Genomic DNA, 2,884 nt, shown 5'->3' on the forward strand with positions numbered 1-2,884 from the left:
AGCCCACCGTCAGCGGCACCGGCACCAGCGGCAACACCGTCACCCTGTACGTGACCGAAGCCAACGGCCAGCGCGAAGTCGGCAAGGCCCTGGTGGTAGACGGCAAGTGGACGGTGGAGGTAACCGATGCGCTGAACTTCGGCCTGAACGTCTTCACCGCCGTCGCGATGGATACGGCCGGAAACCTCAGCCCCCACAGCAAGGGCTACGGCGTTACCGTAACCACAAACGATGGCGTCGGTAACTTTGACCTGAGCATGAGCCAAAGCGCCGGCCCTGCCATCAATACCACGGTGGCCGGCAACCAGAACAACCCGCAGGTCACCAAACTGGCAAACGGAAATCTGGTGGTGGTCTGGCAATCCTATATATCGGACTACAGCCATTACGATGTCTACATGCAGCTGCTGGACCCGACCGGGAAGTACAAGATTGGTCGAGAACAACTGGTCAACCAGGTGAATGGCGATAGCCAGGATAGCCCCCAAGTCATTGCTCTGGCCGACGGCGGCTTTGTCGTCACCTATGAATCGTGGAAGTGGGATGGCAGCTCCGAATCCGTTCTGGCCCGCAAGTACAACTCACAAGGAGCCCCTGAGACCAACGAGTTCCTCGTCAACCAAACCACTTACGCCAGCCAGCGCTCGCCCGGCGGGCTCGCCCTGAAAGACGGTGGTTACATCCTTTCCTGGCATAGCGACCAGGGCGGCGGCTCGATCGTGCAGCGCATCTATAACGCCGCCAACCAGCCTGTCACACCCGAGATGGTTGTCAGCGCGGGTGGAGCAAGCAAGGAATGGGGTGGTCCCAGAATGACGTTGCTCGGCGATACCGGTTGGTATTTGACCGTATGGAGTGGCATCGACACTAAAAACGATGTGCTTGGGCAACTGCGCAAAATCGATGGTTCGACCGCCGGCCCCATCCTGACCCTGAACACCACCCTGGATGGACACCAGAACTATCCGAACACCATCACCCTCAAGGATGGCAGCTTCGTGGTGTACTGGGACTCCGCCGATAGCCAGTCTATCGGCGTGGACATTCGTGCTGCTCACTACTCGTTCAACCCCGACACGGGGGCACTCCAGTTGGTTGGTACCGGTGACTTCATTGTCAACACCACCCGCGCGGGCAAGCAGTACAAGTCGGTTGGTGTAGCACTGGACGATGGCGGCTACATGCTCATTTGGGGCTCGGAAGGCGGCGATGGCAATGGCTCGGCCATCTTCGCTCAACGTTTCGATGCGAAAAACAACAAGGTCGGCCATGAGTTCCTGGTCAACCCGACGACTTGGGGTAACCAAGGTACCAGCGCCGAGGCCGGGCACATCGAGAACGTCCTGGACGCGACGCTGCTGGATAACGGCAATATCTTCGTGACCTGGCACAGCAACATGATCGACCCGAGCGGCTACGGTATCGAAGGCGTCACCCTCGACATCGATGCAGGCTTCTACTCGGAATTCACCGTCAATACGATCGTCAAGAACAACCAGCAGAGAGCTTCCACCACTGAGCTACCGGGTGGCGGTTTCATGGTGGTGTGGGAGTCTTATGCCACCGGCAACTGGGATATCCAGGGCCAGATATTCGACGCCTCAGGCATGCCGGTTGGAGACGAGTTCACGGTCAATAGCGTTACGGCCGGGCACCAGACTCGACCGGACGTCACAATCCTGGCGGATGGGAAGGTCGTGGTCACTTGGCATGATAGCTCCAGCGGCGTCGATGTCGTGCGCAGCCAGACTTACGGTTACAGCTACAACGACACCGGAAAGATCTCTGGCCTCGTGCCTCATAACGGCGAGTATCGCGTCAACGCCACCAGTGGCGCGAACCGGGCTGCGCAGGTGTCTGCACTGGATGACGGTGGTTATGTGATCACCTGGCAAGCAATCGTCGCCAAACAATGGGCCATCATGATGCGCCACTACGATAGTGATGGTCTTCCCATTACCGGCGACCTGCTGGTGGCAGTCACGTCCGTTGCCGAGTCCTCGGCCTATTACCTGAGTTCGACGACGACGCTGGCCGATGGGCGGGTCGCTATCGCCTATATGGGCAAAGAGAACGGTTCGGATATCAAGTTCAAGCTCTACGATCCGCAAACCCATCAATTCGGTCCGGAAATCCTGGCCAACCAGACACAGACTGGTAGTCAGACGGCCCCAGGCGTGGCCATGCTGACCAACGGAAACCTGGTCATCACCTGGGACTCCAAGATCACCACTGGCCCCGACAGGTCAGGCTTCAGCATGTGGGCGCGAATCTACACCCCCGACGGCATCCCGGTGGGTAACGAGTTCCTTGTGAACACCTTCACCCCTGGCGACCAACTGAACGGCTACGCGATCGCGCGACCGGGTGGCGGTTTTGTAGTGGTCTATGAGTCCGTTGCCGACCAGGCTCCTGGCGCAGGCACACTTGGCATTTATGCGCAGTTCTTTGACAATGCGGGCAACCGGATCGGCCAGGAGCTGCGTATCCACCAATTGGAGTACGGCACCCAGACCAAGCCAGATGTGGCCTTCCTTGAAGATGGGCGAATGTTCGTCAGCTGGACCGACGCAGGTGTAGGCGATGATAGTGGCTCAGCTATCAAGGGTCGAATCATCGATATCGATACCACCTTGAACCTGGGTATTATCCCACAGGTACCAGGCATCGAAGACGCTACGCAGTTCCTGGCCGCCGATGCAACCCAGGGCAGCCTGTGGATGCTCTTCGACGACGGTTCCGCCTCCGGCCTGCTGCTCGACAGCGCGGTGCTGTCTTCCGTCCGCGGCGGCGCCGGCAATGATTTCATCGCCATCAAGGACACGTCCTTCGCGATGATCGACGGCGGCGACGGCATCGACACCCTGCTGCTGGATGGCAAGAA

Annotated in this window: 1 protein-coding gene; it reads left to right on the forward strand. The window is 59.0% G+C overall.

What is annotated here, in order from left to right; all coding sequences use genetic code 11:
* The coding region (locus CHC02_RS30370; protein WP_176450361.1) for an Ig-like domain-containing protein at positions 1-2,884 on the forward strand (2,884 nt) is incomplete at both ends.

This window comes from Pseudomonas delhiensis, from assembly GCF_900187975.1.
GTDB classification, from domain to species: Bacteria; Pseudomonadota; Gammaproteobacteria; order Pseudomonadales; family Pseudomonadaceae; genus Pseudomonas; species Pseudomonas delhiensis.